Source organism: Flavobacterium sp. (assembly GCF_035299245.1).
In the GTDB taxonomy this organism is placed as follows: domain Bacteria; phylum Bacteroidota; class Bacteroidia; order Flavobacteriales; family Flavobacteriaceae; genus Flavobacterium.
Genome location: NZ_DATGWY010000014.1, coordinates 122,839 through 146,669, shown reverse-complemented (window position 1 = coordinate 146,669; position 23,831 = coordinate 122,839). Strand labels below are relative to the sequence as shown.

General features: G+C 35.6%; 23 protein-coding genes. 1 reads left to right on the top strand and 22 read right to left on the bottom strand.

Translation table 11 applies throughout. The annotated features are described in order from the left end of the window. Positions 1-118 precede the first annotated feature (118 nt). The 19 genes from VK161_RS09550 to VK161_RS09460 form a co-directional block, all read right to left on the bottom strand. Positions 119-2,362, bottom strand: coding sequence for a hypothetical protein (locus VK161_RS09550; RefSeq protein ID WP_324214549.1), 2,244 nt, complete (start codon positions 2,360-2,362; stop codon positions 119-121). Between the two features lie 237 nt (positions 2,363-2,599). Next, positions 2,600-3,616 carry a TerC/Alx family metal homeostasis membrane protein gene (locus VK161_RS09545; protein WP_324214548.1) on the bottom strand — a complete coding sequence of 339 codons (1,017 nt, stop codon included), beginning with the start codon at positions 3,614-3,616 and terminating at the stop codon, positions 2,600-2,602. A gap of 53 nt (positions 3,617-3,669) precedes the next feature. Beyond that, positions 3,670-5,181 carry a helix-hairpin-helix domain-containing protein gene (locus VK161_RS09540; protein WP_324214547.1) on the bottom strand — a complete coding sequence of 504 codons (1,512 nt, stop codon included), beginning with the start codon at positions 5,179-5,181 and terminating at the stop codon, positions 3,670-3,672. A gap of 10 nt (positions 5,182-5,191) precedes the next feature. Then, complete coding sequence (locus tag VK161_RS09535) at positions 5,192-6,655, bottom strand: PP2C family serine/threonine-protein phosphatase (protein WP_324214546.1); 1,464 nt, start codon at positions 6,653-6,655, stop codon at positions 5,192-5,194. Between the two features lie 8 nt (positions 6,656-6,663). Next, positions 6,664-7,710 (bottom strand): TerY-C metal binding domain-containing protein, encoded by a 1,047-nt coding sequence (locus VK161_RS09530; protein WP_324214545.1) that lies wholly within the window; start codon positions 7,708-7,710, stop codon positions 6,664-6,666. A 246-nt stretch (positions 7,711-7,956) separates the two neighbouring features. Then, positions 7,957-8,412 (bottom strand): hypothetical protein, encoded by a 456-nt coding sequence (locus VK161_RS09525; protein ID WP_324214544.1) that lies wholly within the window; start codon positions 8,410-8,412, stop codon positions 7,957-7,959. A gap of 1 nt (position 8,413) precedes the next feature. After that, complete coding sequence (locus tag VK161_RS09520) at positions 8,414-9,049, bottom strand: vWA domain-containing protein (protein ID WP_324214543.1); 636 nt, start codon at positions 9,047-9,049, stop codon at positions 8,414-8,416. A gap of 32 nt (positions 9,050-9,081) precedes the next feature. Next, positions 9,082-9,720 carry a VWA domain-containing protein gene (locus tag VK161_RS09515; protein WP_324214542.1) on the bottom strand — a complete coding sequence of 213 codons (639 nt, stop codon included), beginning with the start codon at positions 9,718-9,720 and terminating at the stop codon, positions 9,082-9,084. A 12-nt stretch (positions 9,721-9,732) separates the two neighbouring features. After that, the gene (locus tag VK161_RS09510) at positions 9,733-10,155 is read right to left on the bottom strand and encodes a hypothetical protein (RefSeq protein WP_324214541.1); all 423 of its coding nucleotides are present in this window, start codon (positions 10,153-10,155) and stop codon (positions 9,733-9,735) included. Positions 10,156-10,158: 3 nt separating this feature from the next. Continuing rightward, the gene (locus tag VK161_RS09505) at positions 10,159-10,818 is read right to left on the bottom strand and encodes a TerD family protein (protein WP_324214540.1); all 660 of its coding nucleotides are present in this window, start codon (positions 10,816-10,818) and stop codon (positions 10,159-10,161) included. A gap of 3 nt (positions 10,819-10,821) precedes the next feature. After that, on the bottom strand, positions 10,822-11,379 hold the full coding sequence (locus VK161_RS09500) for a TerD family protein (RefSeq protein WP_324214539.1): 558 nt from the start codon (positions 11,377-11,379) through the stop codon (positions 10,822-10,824). A 1-nt stretch (position 11,380) separates the two neighbouring features. Further along, positions 11,381-12,241, bottom strand: coding sequence for a hypothetical protein (locus VK161_RS09495; protein WP_324214538.1), 861 nt, complete (start codon positions 12,239-12,241; stop codon positions 11,381-11,383). 116 nt (positions 12,242-12,357) lie between these two features. Then, the gene (locus VK161_RS09490) at positions 12,358-13,446 is read right to left on the bottom strand and encodes a toxic anion resistance protein (protein WP_324214537.1); all 1,089 of its coding nucleotides are present in this window, start codon (positions 13,444-13,446) and stop codon (positions 12,358-12,360) included. A gap of 10 nt (positions 13,447-13,456) precedes the next feature. Further along, positions 13,457-14,065 carry a TerD family protein gene (locus VK161_RS09485; RefSeq protein WP_324214536.1) on the bottom strand — a complete coding sequence of 203 codons (609 nt, stop codon included), beginning with the start codon at positions 14,063-14,065 and terminating at the stop codon, positions 13,457-13,459. Between the two features lie 6 nt (positions 14,066-14,071). After that, entirely contained in the window at positions 14,072-14,626 is a 555-nt protein-coding gene (locus tag VK161_RS09480) for a TerD family protein (RefSeq protein WP_324214535.1), read from the bottom strand. Positions 14,627-14,628: 2 nt separating this feature from the next. Beyond that, positions 14,629-15,435: a phosphoribosyltransferase family protein gene (locus VK161_RS09475; protein ID WP_324214534.1), complete on the bottom strand. Its 807-nt coding sequence runs from the start codon at positions 15,433-15,435 to the stop codon at positions 14,629-14,631. A 3-nt stretch (positions 15,436-15,438) separates the two neighbouring features. Beyond that, a complete protein-coding gene (locus VK161_RS09470) occupies positions 15,439-16,095 on the bottom strand; it encodes an HAD family hydrolase (protein ID WP_324214533.1) in 657 nt (218 codons plus the stop codon). Beyond that, a complete protein-coding gene (locus VK161_RS09465; protein ID WP_324214532.1) occupies positions 16,092-16,766 on the bottom strand; it encodes a TerD family protein in 675 nt (224 codons plus the stop codon). Before VK161_RS09465 ends, VK161_RS09470 begins: the two co-directional genes overlap by 4 nt. Positions 16,767-16,768: 2 nt before the next feature. Beyond that, positions 16,769-17,344: a TerD family protein gene (locus tag VK161_RS09460; RefSeq protein WP_324214531.1), complete on the bottom strand. Its 576-nt coding sequence runs from the start codon at positions 17,342-17,344 to the stop codon at positions 16,769-16,771. Between the two features lie 299 nt (positions 17,345-17,643). On the opposite strand from VK161_RS09460, the gene VK161_RS09455 reads away from it, so the two are divergent. Next, positions 17,644-18,672, top strand: a complete 1,029-nt coding sequence (locus VK161_RS09455; protein ID WP_324214530.1) for a tyrosine-type recombinase/integrase — start codon at positions 17,644-17,646, stop codon at positions 18,670-18,672. A gap of 61 nt (positions 18,673-18,733) precedes the next feature. Here VK161_RS09455 and VK161_RS09450 read toward each other — a convergent pair whose 3' ends face one another. The 3 genes from VK161_RS09450 to VK161_RS09440 form a co-directional block, all read right to left on the bottom strand. Next, complete coding sequence (locus tag VK161_RS09450) at positions 18,734-18,862, bottom strand: hypothetical protein (protein WP_324214529.1); 129 nt, start codon at positions 18,860-18,862, stop codon at positions 18,734-18,736. Between the two features lie 374 nt (positions 18,863-19,236). After that, positions 19,237-20,097 (bottom strand): hypothetical protein, encoded by an 861-nt coding sequence (locus tag VK161_RS09445; RefSeq protein ID WP_324214528.1) that lies wholly within the window; start codon positions 20,095-20,097, stop codon positions 19,237-19,239. Positions 20,098-20,109: 12 nt separating this feature from the next. Then, positions 20,110-23,814 (bottom strand): metallophosphoesterase, encoded by a 3,705-nt coding sequence (locus tag VK161_RS09440; protein ID WP_324214527.1) that lies wholly within the window; start codon positions 23,812-23,814, stop codon positions 20,110-20,112. Positions 23,815-23,831 lie beyond the last annotated feature (17 nt).

Sequence of the window (23,831 nt, the reverse complement as noted above, 5' to 3'; positions counted from 1 at the left end):
TTAAGGTGTGTTGTTTAAATCAAGTATTTAATATCAATCCAATTGAAACAGTATAAAGATAACTCAAAAAAAGGAATCCAAAAATCACTACTAGTGGGTATTTTAATGGTTCGTGTTATTAGAGTTGTAGGTAATCCTCGACCTTAACTTTCTTCAAATTGTTGTTTTCCATTCGTTTTAAATTGTAATCCGAAATTACCCAATTCATCGGGTAAGGTATAATAGTGTCGTTGGCAGTATACGGTAAATTAATTTTCTGATACGGATTCCAACGTCGATTCTTGTACCATTTATTCATGTAAATGTTGAGCTTATTATTGCTCAAATTGGTTTGTTGCCCATATGTGCCAAATACAGTCAATAGCGGAGCTGCAACATCATTAATAAGCGGATGCAAACGATTTCTCTCATTGCTGTTATGAGGTACTCCATTACTAATGTACAGTACCTTCAACTGTAGTTTTTGCAACAATTGATTCAATGCCCAACGTCGTGGTCCGTTAGTAGCTTTTAATGCATCTTCTTGACTTTCTTCTATTCGTTCTTTGATGTATTGAACCAATTCTAAAGTAATACCGCCACCGCTATTGTCAAAATAACCACCATCAACAAAATACTTTCCATTGATTTCTCCAGCGGGTGAAACATACGGAAATCGTGCACCCAGCAATACCGAAGTACTCAATTTAATGGTACTGAAGCGATTTTTTTCACATACATCCGAATCCACTTCTTGCAATACATCCATACGGTTGCTGAAATAAGGAGTTATTTTGATGTTGCTGATGACACCCGAAATGCCCAAATCCAAATTGGTTGTATTGATAAAAAACAAAGGCAAACGTCCGTTATAATCATACACGCTATCGATGGTTCGGTTAAAGTAGGAACCCAAAAGTGGGCTGTCAGGGTTTTGCTCCATAGCTTCCTCTAAGGCAGCAGCTCGGTCGTCCATCGGAATTCCGGGTATAAAATGCCGAAACAAATCCGGACCCAAAAAGCGAGCTGCAGTGTACGTCAAAAAGTCGCCTTTAAAAAAGTTTTTGGTTTCTAAACTGTAATTAACAGGATGTTTTTTAATGTGTTTTTCTTTTAATAAAGAATAAAAAACAGCATTTCCCACTGAACCACCCGATGCACCGGCAATACTCAGCAAATGGTTAGAAAACGGATCTTTTGATTCTGTGGTTTCCTCCATTTTGGATAAAACAGAAGCCACCCAATAACCCGATTTAGAAGCACCACCATCGGCAATTACCAAATATACAGGGTAAGGGTTTTCGGGAGTAGCTTGATTAATTTCTTGATAACGAGCTTTGTTTTTCACCCAACGTTCCAAATACATATCCAAATCCGGTCGACGATTAAATTGTGGTTTATCGGTTGTTGGTAAATCTACATCATACGGGTCACTAAACAATCCAATCAGTACGGCCAATAAGAGTAGAGGCAATCCTAGTTTTACATCATAGCGAATGGCTAAAAACTTTATTAAGTATACAAATCCTAACCAAATACCAAACCCCAACAAAACACAACCCAAAGAGCCATATAAGTGAGCAAATTGAGTAGAAAGCACAATAACAAAATACAGAATTGTAGTGCACAAACTTAAAAGATTATACCAGTTTTTCCATACAGGCATTTTGTGTTCACGGTCTATTAAATTATTATAAAGCATCCTTTTCCAGATGGTTAGTTTTACAAATAAGATTTGCAATACAAAATAAAAAATAGAAGTGAGCATCCACACCCAAACGTGTTGTCGGTAGTTGAACTCAAAGAATTCTACGTTTTGGGTTTCTTCAGTAAAAACATAAATCAAAAATAAGATGTACAGAATTATGATGGCAATTACAAAACCATAGGCTTTTTTCTTAATTATTTTACGATCCAACTGATTGAAAAATACATAATCCAACAAAAAATAAAAGGCGTTATGCAGCACAAACAAAAGGAAAAAGCACCACCAAGAGTTATTGGAAAACCCAATTGTTGGTAAGTTCAATGCAGCAATTTGTAAACCAACAGGAACATTATACGCCAGTATTCTAGGAAAATGATGGTATATTTTTGACTTTTTTAGCTTTAATTTAGCTTGATATTCGTCGGCTACCAAACGCGAACTCAACCATGCAAAATGCATCCAAATCAGTAAACTTAAATTAGTAAAAATAAACGGCCATCCGTTTTCAGTAGTGTGCATCAACATGTCTTGTCCGATAGGCATAAATACGATAATTAAATAGTAAGCCATCAAGAAAAACAAACCTGGCATAAACAGATAAATAGGTTTAAACAGGTTGCCAATACATTGAATGATAGGAATGAAATAACCTTTAATTTTAATAAATAGCTCCATAGTTGTTGATTTAGAAGTTAAAATAAAAAACTGATTATTAATGATTTACAATTGAATCAATTTCATTAATCAAAAGTAAAGTGAATCAGAATAGTGAACAAGGGTGAAAACACCCTTTTTTACATTACTAAAAATAGAAACATCAAATGAGCTGTGATTCACTACAAATGGGTATTTATAAAAAAAAAATCAGCCGTTAGACTGATTTTCTTTATAATGAAGTTTTTATTTTTAGTATTAATCTTCGTTATCCTCTTCTTTTTCCTCTTTAGTAGGAAACATAATCGATAGAATTACGGAAATCAATAATACACCACCAATTACCATCAATGAAATCACCGATTCAATGTGATAGAACGGAGCAATAATCATTTTCACTCCGATGAATGATAAAATCACGGCCAAACCATACGGCAGTTTGTTGAATAAATGGATGAAATTATCCAATAAGAAGAACAAAGCACGTAATCCTAAGATGGCAAAAATGTTGGAAGTATATAAGATGAAAGGATCATTAGAGATGGCAAAAATCGCAGGGATCGAATCGACAGCAAAAAGTAAATCGGTGAACTCAATAACGGCTACTACCACCAATAAAGGAGTTGCTAATTTCTTTCCGTTTTCGATGGTAAAGAATTTGTCACCATCGTATTTATCGCTTACGCTAAAGAACTTTCTGATTAATCGAGCGCCACGAGTATCGTTGTAATCTTCATCGTCATCGTCATCACCAGACGACCATGACTTGATTCCAGCATACACCAAAAACAATCCAAACAACGTCATAATGATGTTGATATCGTATTTAAAACCTTCCATTCCCATCATGGCTAATATCTTGTTCAAATACGTCAATTCGATTAAGAACGCACCCGAAAAGATGAATAGTGCTCTCAATACCAACGCACCTACAATTCCCCAAAATAATACTTTGTGTTTGTTTGAGTTGGCTACATCAAAAAACTTGAAGACGAGTATGAATACAAATAAGTTATCGACCGATAGTGCTTTTTCAATCCAATACGCCGATTGGAATTCGTAGAATTTAGTCGCGCCTGCATAATGGTAAACTAAACCACTAAAAAGCATGGCCAATGATATCCAAACGATTGACCAAGTAATGGCTTCTTTATTGCTTACTTCGTGGCTTTTTTTGTTGAATATACCTAAGTCGAGAAGCAGCATAACGACCACTGCTATTGCAAAAATGGCAATAAGTCCAGGATGTTCAGAAAAAATGGGATGATTGTTCATATAATTGTTTATTGGTTACTAAATTTAATTGTTTGTTGTTTATTGTTGAATTGTTATTGTTTATTGGCCATAGTTACCACTACCACGCGTCCACCTTCTTCTTTAGAAAGCAGTATTTTCTTTCCGTCGGTCAGTTCGAGCATTTCGCCAATGGCAATGTCTTTTTCTTCCGTTTTGTCTACTAACGAAGTTAATTTCTGATTGACAAAAACCCATTTGTTGTTGTGAAATGTAAAATACCCAACAGGCACTTTTTGTTCGGCTGTAAGGCGTTCGTTTCGAATCACATTCCGATTCACATGCCATTGAAACAAATATTGATTGTTGTACACCATTAGGCGATGATTTTCGGGTTTCCAAACCGATTCTTGAAACTGAAAGTACAAATCGAGTACGGGCAAAGTTCCTTGGTGTTTTGTACCACAAAACGGACATTGAGGTGTATTGGTATTATCAAAAACATACCATTTTTGGTCGCAAAACGGGTTGGAACACGTCTGAATCAAATCGGTGGTTTTGAGCAAGGCAATTTCCCATTCTTCTGCGGTTGGGCGTTGCATCGGATTGTGTAAACCATCCACAAAAGCACGGTCAAAAAGTGGTTTTAAATACGGTCCGGTAATGGTATACGGCAATTTATTCACATCCGACCAATACACGTCCCATTTGGAAACTTGATTCAATTTGGGTTGATTGGTTTTGTCAATTGGATGTTCGATGAATAGTGCTTTTTCACCCATCGAAAGCAAATCGTCTTTCTCAGTATCTAAATCGTGTACTTTTCCGCCTTTTAACGGATGACGATGCAATAAATACATGTAAATCAAACATGCCAAAGCATGCAAATCAGTCAAACGATTGGGTAATTTTCGATTCGGATCGGTTTTACTCAAATGTTTGGTTGCCAATACTTCTGGTGCAATAAAATCGGCTGTACCAATTACTTCGGCAGGAAAAAGTCCGGGAACAACCAAGCCATCCAAATCAATCATGCAGGCTGAACCTGTTTGTGGGTCAATCAAAACATTGTTGTACGACAAATCAGAGTGCGATAATCCCATTTGATGCATTTTTTTTACACCGCGTGACAAATTCACACCAACTTGAAAATAGTTGATCCATTTGCCCAATTCGGACTGATCCAAGCACAACGGGAATTGTTTGTTTCTGAACTTTGCTCCAGCAAACCACTTACCGTTTTTCTCTTCGCCTTGAATTAAATCCTGACTCGCATATCCTTTTTTGAAGAAGAATTTGGAGTTGTAAATCGGTACAATGATTCCCGTTTTTCCATTGTGTTCTACTACATCTGTTGGCCAACGGTAAATTTCATCTAGATAGTAATCGCCGCCTTCATTGTTTTTGATGCGGTTCAAATAATCCGAAGTAATTTTTTTAAGTCGCTCTTTCTGATTGAAATCTTGTTTTTCTTTAAAAATAGCTACTACGTACTTCTTATCCGGACTGAAATACACATTTTTGGCTGTACCACTTTTGGGTTCACCATCATCAACGTAGTGATAGGTGTTTCCAGTAATGATTGATTTTACAGTTATTGTAGGCATATTTTGTTAGTTAAAAAATAATGGCTAAAGTACGATCGTCGTGATTTCCCGGACTCCAGAAATCCATCCATTGTGATAATTGATGTGCAATTTCCGAATTATTTGCGTCGAAAACAACAGCGCATTTGTCGTCGTTAGTTCCTTTTAAATCCGTTATGAATTCATTCCATTTTTCTAATTTCTCCAGATTGGATTCGACTACAAATTTAGCATCATAAATGCCATCGGTCATCAACATTAAATACGAAAAATCGTCAATGGCAGTAAATCCGAAGCGCGTTACAAATTTATCACTGGTAAAAATTTCAGGCATGGTGATGAAACGCGTTCCGCCTCCAAATTCGCCTACATCCAACCAATTCATTAGTTTAAAATCGGTTTGATCTTTGTTGATGATACCAATTGGACAATCGCCAACACCAAAAGTCATTACGATATAACCAAATTCATACTTTTTGAATAAAGCAAATATTAAAGTGGTATGTAATTCTTTGCTGTTGATATCGTTAGCGAGTGCAAACTCTTCTAATTTATTGTGTGCCGATTTAGCGCAGCTTCCTAAGTGATTGTAGATGAAACGACCAATTTTGTTTTTGGTAGTTTCGATTGTAATTTCATCACTAGATGCAATTAGTTCAGTACTATCTTCTGCAGCAGCATTTGCTTCTTTATGATGTTCAACAATGAGCACATCCAATTCTGATGATAGAGTAGTTGTAAGGTTCTTTTCAAAGTAATTGATTACTTCTTGACAAGCAATTTGCGAACCTTTTCGTGATGCTTTGGCACTTCCAGCTCCATCGGCAACAGCCACAACGCTCCAACCTGTAGTTTCGTAGAATTTGAAAGCGTAATCATCATCGCGGAACGAACCTACGTTAGCATGTGATCGACCTCTTTTGGAAGCTACAACGATATGTTTATCGCCTAAAGGTTGAAAATCAGCTACATTGTCTTCTTTCCAATACGGATCATTTGTATCACTATCAACATTTTTCCACAATGATTTTGGATCGGCATTGATGATTAAGTTGATGTTTTTTTCATTCAAAGGAGCATTTTCACTTTCGCCATCTACTTTGAACAGAAACTTTATTTTGTATTCACCACTAGTAGTTGGAATTCCAGAAATGGTGTCATTTTTACTATCGAACGACAATCCACATTCTTCTAAACCAATAAATTCGGAGTGAATAAGTTCGTTCCATCCTAATTGCTCAAAATCAATAATGGTTTCGTAGGTTTTTCCCACAGTTCCGTTAGGAATCTGCATGTGATTGTGAATAATGTCATTTATTTTATTTCGAAGCACATAGTCTTTCACCATTTCAGTTTGATTTTGTTGAATTACATTAAATTGTTCAATGACTTTCTCGTCGGATGTAAATGCATCAAAAAAAGCGGATTTATCGGGAGTAATTGTAACTCCATTCGCTAGTAATAATTTTTCAATATACGATTTAATAGTTGACATTGATTTGATTACCCGAGAGTTCTGTTAACGTCAAATCCACCGCTTCCTGATTCGTACGTTCCTTGATTTCCGCACCACGGACATGTACTCACTTGTTCGTCGCCAATGCAATGAATTTTTCCGCACACACACATTGCAAAACCGTATTGGTTTCCGCAACATGGGCATGCTGGCGCACCCATAAGTTCGTCGCTACTGACTTTAGTTTGCATTTCATTTTCATCGCACAATTCAAAATAGGTATTGTCCACTTGAAATCCGCCCACCAAACGATAGGCTCTTGTTTCTAAACCAGCAAATCCTGAAGGCTGAATAAACTTTCGGTATTTCATCAAATACGGACGCTTAGTATTTTGGCATTTGGCAGCTAAAACTACGTAATTTGGGTCGACATACAAACTTGGTGGAGGCGTTTTAGAAAGATCCATTTTGGATAATGTTTCGTTGTCTAAAGTCGCCAATTCAAATCCGGATGCATTATTTTCAACACTGATGCTGCTTGTTTTTATCGAATCGGTAACCCATTTGAAGAAACGTTTGTAGTCTTCTTCGGTTGAATTTTTAAAGTGAAGTACATTTTCAGTCAATTCACTCAATATTTTAGTATCGGTTTCTTCACCAAAAGAAATGGCGACTAAATTGGCTGTTCTTGCCCAGTTTTGTTTCCACTCGGCTACAACAGATTTAGTATCGTCAGTAGGAACTCCATCAGTAAATAAAAACACAATAGGTTTCCAATCTCCTTTTTGTTCATACGTTGTTTTTACTGTATTTTTCCTTAATTCAAACATCAAATGTCCCAATCCTTTACTCAGTGAAGTTCCGCCACCAATAGGAAATTTTGGTGGATAAAAACTCACAATTTCTTGTAAAGGAACTAATGTTTTTGCCTGACCTGCAAATACAATAATGGAAACCCAAACGGTTTCTATAGCATGTGGATCTTGCTTGATGGCTTTGATGATGGTTGCCATTCCGTCTTCAACGAGTTGAATTTGGTCGCCTACCATCGATTCTGAAACATCAATCAAGAAATAAATAGGAAGTCTTCTCATAATTTTAGAATAAATTGGAAAGGATAAGTAGAACAACTAACAGAACAATCTGAGTCATATCTACCGAAAGTCCGAAACCTACTTGAAACGGTTTAATAAATGTTTTTAAAAAGTTAAAAATAGGGCTGAAAATCGAATTAAAAAAGTTAAATATTCCCTTATATTGACTATTTAATTTGTCTTTATAAGGCAATAGTTTGGAGTAGAGGAACAATCCAATAATAAGTATGTAAATGAAGGCTTTTATCATGTAAATGATTTGAATAGTTCGGCTGTTATTTCGTTAGCAATATTGCTGAATGCTACTCTTTCGTTTTCATGACGTGTCGGATAGCCATATACTATGACATTTTCATTGGGTTCCACAAAATTTACAGCTAAAACAGAACCAAAATCAAACGCACCCGAATTGAACGGAATGGAGTGTTTGATTTTGAGATAAATGCATTGGTGTTGTACTATAATTTCTGAAACTTGAAAACTTTTAATTTGATCACTCAATAAAACTAATTGTGCTTTTCGTATTGTATAATTTTGAATTCTTGATGTAGCGTAGCAAATAGTAAGTTCATCAATATTCATATTTCTGAGAATTTCTTCCTTTGTGAGTACAATTGAATCAAATTCACCTTCTCGTGCTTCGGCATAAGCTTCGTCGAGAAAGGTAGCGGTTTTTATAATGGAAGAAATTAAACCAGGCATATTAAATCACTAATGTTATTTCACTTGGCGGTGGCGGTAACTCGAGGCTTTCGCCTGTACCTTGACTTTTACTTCCTTGTTCAATAGTTTCAGATACCCATTTGAAGAATTGTTTCAATGCAGTACTGTCGGCATTATCCAAATGAACAACATCATTGGTCAGTTCTTTCAAAAGACTATCATCAGCCATATTTCCGGCGGCACAGCATACGATGGCTCCAAAATTAAGCGATTTAATTTTCGGAATCATTTCACGGTAGACCATTAAATCACTGGGTTTTCCATCGGTAAAAAGGAAAAACAAAGGTTTCCAATCGCCTTTTTGAGAATCGGTTCCTTTAATGACATCGGCTTGTACTTTTAAATGCAGCATTTCTAATGCTTTTCCGGTATGCGTTGGGCCACTTTGCGGACATACAATTTCAGGCAATTGAAACATAGCCAGCTCGGTAAGAGGACAAACTTCGTTTACTTCTCTGTCAAAAGTGATGATACTGATCCACAGCGAATCTAATGCCTGAGCATCCTGACGAAGAGTATTAATCATACTGCTCAACGCATTGTTCAACGCTTGAATGGGTTCGCCGTACATGGAACCCGAAGTGTCCAATAAAAAATAAACAGGTAATCTTCTCATAGCTCAATTTTCAAAAATGGGTCTGTTTTTAATTACACTACAATATTCAACTCGGGTGGAGGCGGAGGTAATTCGTTTAAACCTGTAACTTCTTTGCCACTGTCTTCCACACGCGTAGAAGAAACTCCAATAGAAGCAGTTACCCACAAAAAGAATTTAGAAATACTAGCACTATCAGCTGTATCTAAACTCACCACATTGTCGGTAATTTGTTTTAAAACACTTGCATCAGCATTACTTCCAGCAGCACAGGCTACAGTAAAAGCAGTTTTACGCTGTTTGAATGCTTGCAGACCTCTTTGCCAATCATCGGTTGGGATTCCGTCGGTCATTATAAATACAAGAGGTTTCCAGTCACCTTTTTGCTCGGTAGTAGTTTTGGCCACTTCAGTATCCATTTTGTTGGCTACTAATTGAAGTGCTTCACCCAAAGCTGTAACACCAGTAGCTTTTAGATCGACCATTTGAAACGAAGCCAAATCGGTTAATGGAATGATTTGTTGTGCCGTAGTGTCAAACGTAATGACACTGATAAAAGCAGTTTCAATGGCTTGTGGGTTTTGACGCAAAGAGCTGATCATCACTTGAACACCATTTTTTACTGCTTCGATTGGCTCACCACTCATTGAACCTGAGGTGTCTAATAAAAGGTAAACGGGTAATCTTCTCATGGTATTTGTTTTTTAATTACGCGGAATGTTGTAAGGTGAATCTGAAGTACTAGTTGTATTACTTGAATTATTTGGATTCACTAAGTCGTTAATAGCATAAGTTGAAGTGTTTGCTTCAGGATCATGCTGAATCAACTGACTTAAAACCTCTTGGGTTATGTCTTTTCCACCCGAAAGATGGTGGTACAGCGAACCAATCGTGTAAATTGGACCCCAAGGAATTCCCCACCAACCCAACATCAAATTAGTTCCAACGTGTTTGTAGGAATATTTGAATGAGTTCTCATCGGGACGAACAAAATAGATGCTTGAACTGCGTTTGAACGTCATTATAACGATAGAGATGGTATATGGAAAATGAACGAATCGTCCGCCTTCATTAACTAATTGTCTGATTTGCGCTACTGACAAACCTTCTATATTTCTAATTTCCATAAACTAAAGGTATGATTTTACAATTTTATGAATAGTTTGTCCTAAGAACGTATCTTCAGTTGGATCTCCGATGGCGCTGAATTTCCACTCACCATTTCTTTTGTATAATTTACCCATGATGATGGATCTTTTTCCAGCAAATTGAGCTTCTGCCGATACATTATAATCAGCAAAAACCGAAGTTACGCGTGTTGGAGTTCCTTCGTACATTCTGATTTTAGCATACGGAATTTGAGAAAAATCTTCCGCTCCAGCATTATTTAAGAAGAAGAAAATCTGAGCCACATTTGGGTTTAATTTTGTTAAATCAACAGTAATGATTTCGTTATCCAAACCATCATCGCCACCTTTATCACCTTCTAAATCATCACCTGTATGTTTCATTGCGCCATCAGAAGTAAGTAATTTTCCTTTTGGTAAACCAAATTGTTGTAAAATTTCAACTCGGTACAAAGGCGAATACAAGTGGTCGCACAAGTTATTTTGATCATCAATTAAAACACAACTTAAATCCAAATCGATGTTTTGAACCGATTTTGAAAGGCCAAATAATGTTTTCTTTTCAATTGCACCCCAGTTTACACCTACACAAAAGTTAGTTAATGTTTCACCTGAAGTTTTTCTTAGGTCGATTTTTTGACCTTTACTTAAGTTAATTGCCATGGTTTATTTTTGGTATTTAGTTAAAAAATCTTGTAATCCGCCTTTCATTCCGTTTCCTACGGCTTCAAAGCGCCATTCGTCGTTGCGTTTGTATATTCTTCCAAATTCAACGGCAGTTTCAATAGAGAAATCTTCGTCTAATTCGTACTTCACAGTTTCTTCATTGGTTTGTTGGTTGACTACTCGAATGAAAGAATTTCTAATTTGACCGAAGTTTTGTCTTCTGTCAGCTGCTTTATGAATAGTAACCACAAAAGTGATTTCGGCAACATCATTTGAAATTTTAGATAAATCAACATTGATTACTTCATCATCACCATCGCCAGCACCAGTTAAGTTATCACCGCTGTGAACTACAGCACCATCGGGAGAAGTTAGGTTGTTGAAGAACACGAAATGATTATCACTAATCAATTTCCCATCGCTTCCTAATAAAAACACGGATGCATCTACGTCGAATGCTTCTCCAGTAGCGCTGGTATTGCTGTCCCAACCTAATCCTACTTTAAAACTGGGAAGATTAATTTTTTCTCTTTGTCCTTTTTCTAAATTAATTGCCATTTTATTTTATGTTTATGTTTAACATGGTTCGTAATACATTGGTTTGTTCGTCAATAGATTGTAATTCATCTAAAAATTCTAACGACGAAATTTTATCTAAATAATTGGTCAACACTACTTCAATATCGTGTGGAATATTTTTTAGTGATTGCTCTGCTTTATTGGTTAAATCTAAGTTTTTAGTTTTCAACTCTAAAACAATCTCTTTTTTATTAGAATTGTTTTTTGAGAAATTAATAGTACTGAAACTTTTGGGATTAATAAAAAGAAATTCCTTTTTATCTTTGAAAAACACAAAATACTCGTTGAAATGAATGAATTCGTATATTTCGATGAACTCATTATTGAATTGTAACCCACATAAAAACTTAAGTTTAAACTGTTGGATGTTGAGTTTTCCGAGTAATTTTTTTTCTATACGAAAGCCAAAAATTTCATACACCTGATTAGAAGAAAGCTTGTGTAAATTTTCGTAATCCGTCAACGTTATTTTTCGGTAAAATTCGATTCCCAATTCGTTTGACAATTGATTCATCTTTTCTAGACCAACCAATTGATTTGATTTTTTATCGTAGGCTAATTCGGTATACAAACGTTCCATAATTTGCTGCATAACGATATTGTGTTGTTTGACTTTTACAAAGAAATCGTCGTTCTCCACTTCATTTTCCAACGATTTAATGATATCGTTGTTGATTTGAATTTCGTTGTTGAGCAGCAAATACTTTTGCTCGATGTTCTTTTTTAACTTGACTAACAGTTCCAACAATGAGTCAGTATACTGCAAGTGAAAAAGTTCTAATTTATTAGCATCTAACGTTGGGTTTGAGCTAAAAACATCATGAATCACCCGTGTTCTCACTAAAATAGCGATAACTTTGGCTTGATTAAAAAAATTGGTTAGAACCTTTAATTTGTTTAATCGTTTTTCACTGTGTATGATTAGCTCTTTAGCTTCCAAGCGTTAGTCTTTATAATTTATCCCACGACACTTTTCTTTAATTCGGTTTCCAATTGTTGTAAACCAGAATCCAACTGTCTTCGTGTTTCAGCACCTTGTTGGTGAATTTGTTTCACTTCAGATAAGGTATCGATTAACGATTTGGTTGTCATTTTTAATGTTTCGAGCGAAACGATGGTATTCTCGTTTTCTTTGGCAACTTCTACGCTATTTTGACGGAGCATTTCGGCATTTTTCTGTAAAATAGTATTGGTCGTTTCGGAAACACGGCGTTGTACTTCGATGTTTTGTTTCTGACGTTGTAGCGCTACTGCTAATGTCAATTGATTTTTCCAAACTGGCATTGTAGTAGTTAAAATCGATTGTGCTTTTTCAGCAATCGATGTATTGTTGCTTTGAACCACTCTGATTTGTGCCAAAGTTTGCATCATGATGAAACGAACAATTTTCATATCAGCTAAACGCTTGTCTAAACGTTGAGCAAAATCGCGTTTATCTGAAATTTGATAATCTTGATAATTCGACGGATTGCCTTCCATTACAGCCAATTCTTCTGTAACTTGTTTCCATTTGATGTTACCAGCAATGATGTACTTTTCAATTTCTTTAATCTGACTTACATTACTTTCGAACATGGTTTGTAACGCGGCATTATCTTTGGCCGAATTGATCATTCCGGCTTTAACCTTGTTGCTTATTTTGTCAATATTGGCCGTTACTTTGTCGTATTTCTGGAAAATCTTCTCCACGTTCACCACCAAATTTTTCAAAAACGGAATGGCCGAGATGAATTTCTTGAATCCCGATTGATTCAATTCGTCTACATCAATATAGTTCAATTCGGTTAATAATTCGTTGATGTGACTTCCCACTTCACCCGAATTATACGTACGAACCGAATTTAAAAACGTATCACTTTGTTTGGAAATGTTTTGTTGAATTTCGGCACCAAAATTAATAATGGAATTGCTATCGTTTTCGTTCAATTGGTTGGAAAGCGATTGATAATTGGCTAAATCGGAAGCAGGAATTTGCTCCAAATTTACGTTGCCTTCTTTGGAAATTACCAATGAATTATCGGGCAGAGTGATTTGATTGTTTTCCATTTAAATTCTATTATAAATGATTTTGTTGAATAGTAACTGCAGTTTGTTCTAAAGTACGGTCGGCAGTTGGAACACCGATAGCGTTGAATTTCCACTCGTCGTTTCTTTTGTAGAATACACCTAAAATCATACTTACGCTTCCGGCAAATGCTTTATCGTTGGCAACGTCGTATTTGGCAAAAACTTCGCTTACACGGGTTGGTGTTCCTTCGTAAATACGGATGGAAGCAAACGGAATGTCTTTGAAATCCTGACCTCTAAAGCTGTTGATGAAAAACGCCACGTAATTGGCATTTGAATTCAAACGCGACAAATCCATAGTGATTACTTCATTGTCTAAACCGTCATCGCCATTCAAATCACCGGTTAAATCGTCACCACTATGTTTGATGGCTTGATCTGATGAAGTTAATTTTTTGAAACTTACTGTATCAAGAATGTTTTTATTGGCATCATAAATGCAGCAACTTCCATCTAAATCAACGGGTTCTTTTGAGGTTCCAAAAAATCCTTTTTTCTCAATCGCTCCCCAATTAATTCCTACACAGATGTTTTGTAATTTGCTTCCGTTGCTTTTCTCAAGGTTAATTCGTTGTCCTTTTTCTAAATTAATTGCCATGATGTATTAATTGTATTTGTTTAAAAAATCTTGTAATCCGCCTTTCATTCCGCTTCCAACCGCTTCAAATTTCCACTCGTTATTTCTTTTGTAAATACGGCCAAATTCTACAGCAGTTTCAATAGAAAAATCTTCGTCTAATTCGTATTTTACGATATCAGCATTGGTGTTGGCATCAGCAATTCGGATGAACGAATTACGTACTTGTCCGAAGTTTTGTTTTCTGTCTTCGGCATCATGAATGGTTACTACTACACAGATTTCGGCAGCTGTTCCTTCAATTTTTGAAAGGTCAACAATGATTTGTTCGTCATCGCCATCGCCATCTCCAGTTAAATTATCACCTGTGTGAACTACAGCATCATTAGGCGATTTTAAGTTGTTGTAAAAAACAAAATGTGAATCCGACAACATTTTGCCATTTTCACCTAAAATGAATACCGATGCATCTAAATCGAAACTTGAACCTGTTGACGATTGATTAGTATCCCAACCAAGACCAACAATAAATTTTTGGGCATTGATGGATTCTCTTTGACCTTTTTGTAAATTGATTGCCATAATTAATTTGTTTTTATTGTATTTATATTGTTTTTATATTCCTGAATCTGATGATAGTTGTTACTGATCGCCAAATGAAATAAATCGTTTGCCTTATCTTTAGGGATATTGTTGAGCAAATGAGTAAAATCAGCTTCATTCAAATTCAAAATGTACTTTATTATACGCGTATTGTACTGAAAAGTTGCTCTATTAATCACATTTATTATATCTTCTAAATTTTTCACTGCAAAATAGTTGTAATGATTCTCTATTTTGGGGTGAATGTCTTTGTTGATTAATTCTGCAAAATACACAAAAATAAAATTTCCTACAACATTATATTGATTCAAAATTTTGTTCACGGTATGTTCGTGACTTCCTGTGATTTTAATATCGTCTAAAAGGATACAATACTTGCCACTGATGAAGTTTCGGTCAATATAATAGGTGTCGTTTGAGATCAATTTTACGCGTTCTTCAAAGTCGAGATTTCCGTAATCAGTAACATACGTTTGATTGCGATAAATTTTTGATTCGAGTGCTGCTTTTCGGTTATTGGCAAACAAATAATTGTTCAGTAACGTTTTGAAGTACTGACACAAGAAATTAGATGCAGTCGGAATGGATAAATACGGACTAGGAAGAATGATGATTTCTTCTTGTTGTAAAATTTCGTCTCCAAATTGGAGAATGAATGTGTCGAATAATTCTTGTGCAAATTGTTGCGCATAGAATTTATCACCAAACTTGAACCAACTGTAGTGGTTTTCGTTGAACGGACATTCATCTATGCTGTATATTTTATGTAAACTAAAACTGGTATTCACGGTTTATGGTTTTAAAAGATGGGCTTTGAACCCGTAATTGATGGCACCTTTGTAATCGGCAATTTCATTGTCACCAACGTGCAATATAAGTGATTTTTCGATATGAGGAACTTCCTGATGAATTAAATTAAAAATGGCTTTGTTCGGTTTTGAAAATCCGCATTCATCCGAATAGATTTGGAACGAAAAGCAATCGTCTAATTCGTAGTGAGTAATCAATTTTTTGAGTGTATAGCCTTTGATGAAGGCAGTGTTGCTTAAAATATTGAGCGTCAAACCTTCTGCTTGTAACATTTCCAAATAATTTTTGATGTTTGGGTAGAGTAGAACGGGTTTGTATTGTAGAAATAAGTGTTCGGCTTCGTCGTAAAATGCGCTTAATTTTTCGGTTGTTATCGAATGTAAGTCAACTCCAAGCGAGCCTAAAATAAAACAATATATTTCGTAGGTATCAATGTTTAAACCTGTACGTTCGTTGATGGTATTGCACACTACATCGTAGTATCGAATTTGCTCCGAAACCTTTTCAATAGGCAAATCAATTTCAAAAAAGTCCTTGAAAAGTTGATTGCGGTGCGCTTTGAATTCGGGATTGGATTTGATCAATGTCAGCCAAAGATCAAATGAAATGTGTTGGTAATTTTGGTAGTCTAGTTTCAAATGTATGTTTTTAAAATATCGACAAAATTGTCAGTTGTTTTTGCTTCCCCTATGGCTCTAAAACGCCATTCATTTAATTTCCTGTACGCCTCAGCAAAAATCATGCAACATTTTCCATTAAAGGAAGTATCGTCTGATAAATTGAATCGAGCAATTTCAATGCCTTGAGCATCAACAGCTCGTATGTAGGCATTTTCTACCATGCCAAAATGCTGGTTGTTTTTTTGGCCTTGATAAATAGTTACTAAAAAAACAATTTTGTGGTATTTTGAATCCAGATGGTTCAACTTAACAATGATTTGTTCATCGTCAGCATTGGTAGCACCAGCGCCCGTTTTATTGTCGCCAGTCAACCACACATTTCCAGAAGGATGACGCTTTGAATTGAAGAAAACGATGTCACTTTCGTACAATCCAACCTCTTTACCACTTGTGTTTTTTACGGTTTTGCCTAAATTGGTGATTCTATCGTTATCATTGAGTAAAAAGGCAAAGGCATCTAGGTCGAATTCTTCATTCGGATTGATGTCGGATGGTTTTTCGAGAAATCCTGGTGTTTTTCGTTTCACATCCCAACCCAAGCCAATAGTGACCTGCGACAAATCGTACGATTCGCCTTTCTCGTTTTTTTGCAAATCGATGGTTTGACCTTTTTCAAGATTGATTGCCATTACTATTTAATGATTTGGCCCGAGTAATATTTTTCTAAGAAATAACCTAAATCGGCTTTGTAACCAATTCCAGATGCTTCAAATTTCCACTGACCGTTGCGTTTGTAGAGACGACCAAATTCAACTCCGGTTTCAATAGAAAAGTCTTCGTCTAATTCGTATTTGGCAATTTCGGTTTTGGTGTCTTCATCTACAATTCGGATGTAGGAGTTGCGAACTTGTCCGAAGTTTTGTTTTCTTCGCTCAAAGTCTTCAATGGTAACTACAAAAAGAATTTCATTGACTTTATCGTTGATTTTGCTTAAGTCTACTTTAATTGCTTCATCATCGTCTCCATCACTGCTTTTTCCGTCAGGATCATCTCCAGTATGTTCAAGTGAACCATCTGGCGATTTTAAATTATTGTAAAAAATAAAATATTCTTCTGCTAACAATTTTCTGTTTTCATCAATCATGATTGCCGATGCGTCCAAGTCGAAATCAAAACCAGTTCCTTCGTTTGGATCCCAACCTAAACCTACAGTAATTCGGGTTAAACCGATGTCTATTTTTTGTCCTTTTTGTAAATTAATTGCCATAGCGCTTCTTTTTTGTATTCTTTTTTGGTTTTAAAATTGAAAGTTAAAAATATAAAATTTATTTGATAAGCATGTATTTTTAATAATAAATAAAGAGGTTTTTTAATGAGCTGAAAATTAAACAATTAATTACCAAATCAATTTTAAAGCCTAAAATTTAGGTTAAAAAAATTTCAAAATGAATGGCTTTGGTGTTTTATGAGCTCGAAACTTTTAGAGAAAAAAAGTATACTTTTTTATTATTGTTGTTCAGTTAGTTGTACTAAAAGAGCTGGTTTTAGGGTCAAATAGAACTTGTGATGTATAGAATTCTAACTATTTTTGGAATTCTAATATTAACTATTTATGATACAAAAAAACAAAATCTCATCCAAGAAGCATGCACTAATGTAACAGGTTTTCAAGAATTATTCAATCGGTTCAAACAAAGAATGGCAATCTTGGGACGAAGTGATAGCACACTTAACAATTATACTAGATATTTGGCAAAAATTGCGTTGCATTTTAATCGATTGCCTACCGAAATTGATACTAATGAAATCAATGACTATCTTTATTTTGTACAAAATCAGTACAATACTCCATCACTAACTTATTTTAAATTTACGGTTTACGGATTGCGATTTGCATATAAAGTAGAAGGCTTGAAAGATAAATACATTCAATTACCCTCCATCAAAAAAGACAAAAAACTGCCCGTGGTATTGAGTCGTGAGGAAGTAAAGCGTTTACTTGAAACACCAAAGCGTATCAAGCACAAAGTATTGTTATCGCTTCTTTACGGATGTGGTTTACGCTGTTCCGAAGTTCGAAATATTCGATTATCGGATATGGATTTTGATCGTTTGATGCTTCACGTACAAATGGGTAAAGGTAGAAAAGATCGTTATGTTCCGTTGAGTGAAATTCAAATCAATACAATAAAAAAGTACATTCAGCGTGAAAAAATATCCGATTGGTTATTCAATGGCAAACCCAACGGAATAGCTGGTGGTGATTTTGACAGTCGCTATTCTCAACGAGGAGTACAGTGGACCGTTCAACAAGCGTGTAAGAAAGCTTTTATTACTAAAAATGTTTCAGTGCATACGTTACGACACACTTTTGCAACCCATCTGTTAGAAGATGGTCTTGATATAGTGAGCATAAAAGAATTATTAGGCCATTCCAATATAGAAACCACTATGGTGTATCTTCATGTAGCTCAATACGATCGTTCAAGATCATACAGTCCGTTAGATACATTATATGGTTTGCGGAATTCTAATTTTTCTAAAGGAAATAATTACTATTGTTGCCGAAGTGTTATTGCTTTTAGTGATAATTAGATTCTAATTTCAGAGAAAAACAAATTTATTTTGAAACTTAAAAAAAATAAAAGAGGCTGTCTCACTTTTGAAACTGCCTCTTTTGTTGTTTACCTAAATATTTGGCACTAATTGTTATTCGTTGGTTATCTAAAACTGTTCTTTTCAATAATTTATTCACTTCCAATTCTTTTAGTTTTTTGCTTAGCATTTTATTAGAAATACCATTACTATCATTTAAAGTATCTGAAAATCTTCTTTTGTTTTAATAGAGATGGATAAAATAATGGCTGTTTTCCATTTTCTACTTAAGATATCCATTGAGTCTTGGACGGTCGTTATTTTCCTTTTGTGCTCCTCTGAGTTGAATTCACTACATTTCATGGTTTTTCCTGTGACTTTGTTATTATTTTTTACGCAGTGGAGTCGAGTTTATGATGCATTACATAAAAAGCTCAGAAAAAAACGCAGTGTTCGTCCAATTTTTAGGATGTGGGAATTGTTTAGCGAGGATATTCTAATTGTTATTTTAAGGTATCGAATAGAGTTTTTCCTTATTAAATTGTTGAAAAGCAAATAGCTCTTCTATTCGACCGAGTTTAACTTGAATTCATATAATTTTCCGCCGGATTTTTTTACTTTTTCATCTGCAACGTAAAGTGTTGAATCATCTTTAAAGACAATAGCTTCTTTTTGCGAATAGTGGTTTAAGTCAATTTCGATGGGATTAGTAGTGGTGTTTTCTATGTAACTGATGGGGTACATCCATACTTTGGAGTGGGATAGGAGAACAAATTTAGTTTGATCAGGACTTATCGAAGCACTGGTTATTGCACAATAATTATAATCGTTACAGGTTTTAATGGTGCGAACTAAAATAGCATGATGGTGACCTTCTTTATTTGGAATTTTGTATACATAACTGCTACTATCAAAATTTTTACTTCGGTTTTTAGTAAAAAGATAGAAAAAATTGTTGTATTCAAAAAAAGCTTCCACATCGAACATGAGTTCTGTTTTTTTTGGAGGAAATTCCGTTTGTTCAGGATAATCAAACGTTATTTTTTTTGATGGACTTACGGCTTCTTTACCAGTGTCTTCTGAACTAATTTGATAAATGGCCAAATCGTTACGCGTATTGTCGTTGTTTCCAAAATCACCAATGTACAAGTTGCCGTTTTTATCAAATGTGAGGTCTTCCCAGTCGGTATTTGGGGTGTCGTTGACTTTGAGTCGACGTACTACAGAACCAACCGAATCAATAATTATAATCTCACTGTCATTTCCACTGTCTTCAATGCAATAAATATCATGGTTCGAAATAGCAATGCCTGAAACTTCTTTTAACTCTTTGGGTACATCTGCAATTTCATTTAAAAGGGTTTCTTTTTGGTTTGTGCACGAACAAACGACTACAATTAGAAGCAAAACAAATGTATTTTTCATGGTGTTATTGAATTAAAATTGGAATCCGACAGCAAAGGCAACTCGTAAGCCATCAGCGGAATGAAATGCGCCAAGATTGGCTGATAGTAACTCAGCACCGTTGACAAATAATCCGCCTCCAAACGAATTATGCCACTGTTTAGAATCTTCATTCTTTATCCACACTCTACCATAATCAAAGCTCGAAAACAAACCAATTCTGATGGGAAAGATTTGCGTCTTTATGGCATTGAAAGCAAATCGGATATCACTGTTTTGATAGAGCGCATTTTTACCTGTAAAACGCTGATTTCTAAAACCTCGAACACCATCATTTCCGCCAATGGAAGCCGCTTGATAGAATTCGAAATCCTCGCTAAAATTCAGATGACTCTTAATCTTTGTTGCAACTACCCATTTTCCGACCGGATCAATCTTGTGATTGAAACTGATTTCTGGAATTAAATAGGTAAATTGTTTTTTGGTATCACTTAAGTTGATTTTATGACCCAATTGAATTTCGGTTTTCATTCCCATAGTTGGGTACGCTTTGTTATCAAAATTTTCAAATTTAAACGTGATGTTGCTACTTAAGAATTCCACTTCATCAAAAATATAAGATGGAAGCTGTGGAGTGGTTTTGACGAAGCGTCCATCAGTATTGTTTACTTCAACGTTTTCATAACTGAGGCCTGCAGATAACATGGCGCCTGATGGATTACTCCATTTAAGTTGCGGATTGACAAATGTACTTCTCACTCTGACACGGTTGTAATTTAGGCCGAGTTCATCATCATTATTTTCGGTTTCATTTCCAAATCCAAAAAAGTTGAATGTAAATTTCGGACTTTGGATTCCGGCATTGATTTCAAGATTCAGGTTATTGATGCAATTGGCCCATTCAAAGCGGTAATGTAACTCGTAACCGTCGGTAGCAAAGTAGTAGCCTGCTTTTAGTTGGTGTTGCGTGGTGAATGGATTTCGTACAAAACCATAAGTTGTAAAAGTATCATTGATTCCGATTTTTACACCATCATCAGGATTAGCTCCAATAGTGGGTATTATTTGATTTTGGCTGGTTTTAATTTTCTTATAATCGTAGGTATTGCTATCATAATCATCGCTTAATTTGATTGTGACTTTTGAAGCTGCTTCCAAACTATTTTTCTTTGATTTATAATCGTGAATGATTACGTTTTTGCCTTCGGGGATGAGGTAAGTATCGTTGTTTTGTCCACCGATTAGTCGGATAGTAATGCTATTACTTTTACCTGTCATTTCAAATGTATCGTCTTTGTCTAGCCCATACAACCAAAGTTCTTTAGTGTTTTTTGCATCGTAAATTGCTGAAAAATACGTTTCTTGGACATTGTTTTTTTTCTTGCGAAACACGGTAATTTCGACCTTGTCATTGGTAGCATTAATCGTAAAGAAATCCTCTTTATTGGTACCAGTGATTACAGCATATTTACTTAAGTGTTTGCAATAACGATGAGCAATCTTTTGCAGATTGTTTTTCCGTTGTAATAGTGTTTCTTTTATTTTAAGAATGGTGTTGTCGTTGAGTTCTTTTGGGATGTTTTCAAAGGCATGGTCGATTACTTGGGAAGATAATTCATTTTGGATGAATGCCGCTTCTTGTTGCCATTGTTCTTCATTACAATTCCTAAGAAATGCTTTATCCAAAGGGAATGGCTCTAAATTGAATCCTTTGACGTCTACTAAATCAGCGTTGAATTTTTTTAAGATTTTTGCCATCGGAATCAATTTTACAGCAGCATTCAATATCCAACCGTCTGACATTATGGAAAAGGCTTGATCGCGGTCACGCGCCAAAGGTTTGAACACTGTTTTATCATCTTCTTTAAATTCTAGCCATCGCCACTGATCTTGATGACGATCCCAATCGCCGATTAGCATATCAAATAATCGAGCGCGGATGTAACTTTTTTCATCAATCCTATAATCGTTGTCTTCTTGAATCTTTTGGAGAACTTCCAGTGTACTGTACACTTTTCCTGTATAATTTTTGTCGTCGATAGTTAAGTTGTCGTCAGCGGGATGTTCTTCAAAAAGATACAATTCGTCACCAAATTCACTATTGAATTGTCCCAAATTTGGGTGTTTCGGAATATAATAGAGTTTTGAATTGAGTCGGTACAAATCAATTTCATCAGCCAATTCACCCACAATGAAAGGCGCATAGGGATAAGCACCCGTAAACACATCTTGTACTAAAGCAGCCGATGCCGTATTTTCGAGTTCTTTTTGGATGTACAGATTTTTGAATAAGGAAGCTTGAATGTACTGTGCGGCATTCTTTTTCATCGCCCGCATTACATATTGTTTGCCGTCTTTAGACTGAAGACGTAAGGTTCTGGATTGGGTACCACCACCTTTTCGCAACGGAGTTAGTCCACCCATGAGTGTATCTAAAGTTGCGGTCTTTGCTGTGATTTGGGTACTGTACAAATCACGGTATCGATTTCCCCAAAGAAATTTATAGGCCTTATTTTTGGTAGTTTCCTCAGTTGTGTAAATGCTGGCTTTAGTGGTTTCAGGAAACGTTTTGGGATAGTTGTTATAGGTAATTGGTTGATTGGCAGGAAAAACGGTAGTTTCCAACTCGACAGTATCTTTTTGAGCGTTGACGAATTGTACAATCGATTGTCCGTTTTCATAAATTTTTAGGACGGCATAACCGTTAACGCTGTGAGCGAATACACCACCATTAGTGTTTTTTACGGGTTGAGTTTTTGAACCTGATCCACTAACTATTTGTGGAATATTGTTTTTTATAATGTACTGCAAACTGTGTTCATGCCCAGAGACAAAGATTACTTTATCATTGTACTGAGCAGCTGCAGTCATACTTTTTATAAGTTCATTGTAATGGGTATTTTGGATGTCGGCATTACTGATACCAGTGGTTTTTCGGAGCATATTTTTCAATGTGCCGATTACAGGAAACGGAGTGAAATGGCTTTTGAAGGAATAGTAACCGCCGTGTGGACCGTTGGTGAATAACGGATGATGAATGGCTACTAAAGTAGTTTTGCCACTGGCTTTTTTAATTTCGCTTTTGAATTTCTCAATGAATTGGTTCCTTGTTTTGATTTCACAATTCTCGTTGATCGTGGGATGATTGTCCCAATTGGTAATGTACCATTGCGAATCGACTATAATGAGTATCGTATTTTCAGAGATAGTGACGGTTTCAATGGGACAACCTTCTTTGGGTAAAAATGATTTCTTGCTGGCATTTTTTTCGATGTATTCTTGCTCTCTTTTGAGTCCTTCGTTCCCGTTGTTGTACCAGTCGTGATTACCAGGTATAAAAATTGTTCTGCCTTTAAAATTCTTTGTTGCACTAATTTGAGTGTCTACAATTTTTTCCGCTTCCTTACGTTTTGTATCAGATGTTTTTGGCATTCCCGACGGATAAATGTTATCGCCTAAAAAGAGCACAGTGGCTTTAGAGTTTTCTTTCTGTAGTTGATTTTTAAGATGCATCAGGCTCACGTTAGTAGCACTGTCTCCTGCGTTTCCTGCATCGCCAATCAGATAAAAAGTGTGTTCCGTAATTAGACTATCATTTACTGTTGCGGTAATTGAATTATTATTATTTTTGTTGTATTGTAGTTGGTAGTTTGCGCAGGATTGCAGAAGTAGCACTACACTCAATAAAAGGTACTTGTTTTTTTTTCGTACCCATAAAAGTTTACTAATCACCATCATAACTCGGAATTTTAATT